Source organism: uncultured Microbulbifer sp. (assembly GCF_947504145.1).
Lineage (GTDB): Bacteria > Pseudomonadota > Gammaproteobacteria > Pseudomonadales > Cellvibrionaceae > Microbulbifer.
The window spans coordinates 1-519 of sequence record NZ_CANNGQ010000014.1 but is presented as its reverse complement, the minus strand read 5'-3'; the positions used below and the strand labels follow the sequence as shown (position 1 = coordinate 519).

Genomic DNA, 519 nt, shown 5'->3' with positions numbered 1-519 from the left:
GTTAAGCGTCAAGGAAGAATTGTGGTCAAAAAAGAAGATTGGAAAGTTAAAAATTTACCAATCGAAAGAGAAGATTTGGGCTATTCAAAATTTTTCTGCGATTCAGATACCGAAAAAATAATGAGCGGCCACTTACCAACGAGTATGGATGATAAGTGGTTTGTATACTCAGAGAGTGGGTGGGTTTATTTTGTTCGAAGCTGGACTGGGCATTACATTTTTGCCTTCCAACTTACAGGATCCTCCGCTGGAGGCTCAAGAGTGGTTTCAAGCTGGGTAAATATTAACCCTGAACAATATCGCTCGCAAAGCCGAGAAAGTGATGTGCAGCTACTAGACGATGTTATTAGTACCACCTTCGGCATCTAGGGCAGCGCTTAACAAGGCCGGGCAGTTTGCTCCGGGCCTGCGGCCCTCCGCGGGACAGCTTACCTTGTGCGCGTTTTGCGCGGGTCGCTGCGCTCCTATTTTCGCGCAAAACGCGCACAAGGCAAGCTGCCCCTGCCGGCGGCGTTATGC

1 protein-coding gene is annotated in these 519 nt (G+C 48.6%); it reads left to right on the top strand.

What is annotated here, in order from left to right; all coding sequences use genetic code 11:
• Window positions 1–369: hypothetical protein (locus tag Q1A74_RS18390; RefSeq protein ID WP_299599721.1), on the top strand; the 369-nt coding region annotated here is incomplete at its 5' end.
• Window positions 370–519: the final 150 nt, after the last annotated feature.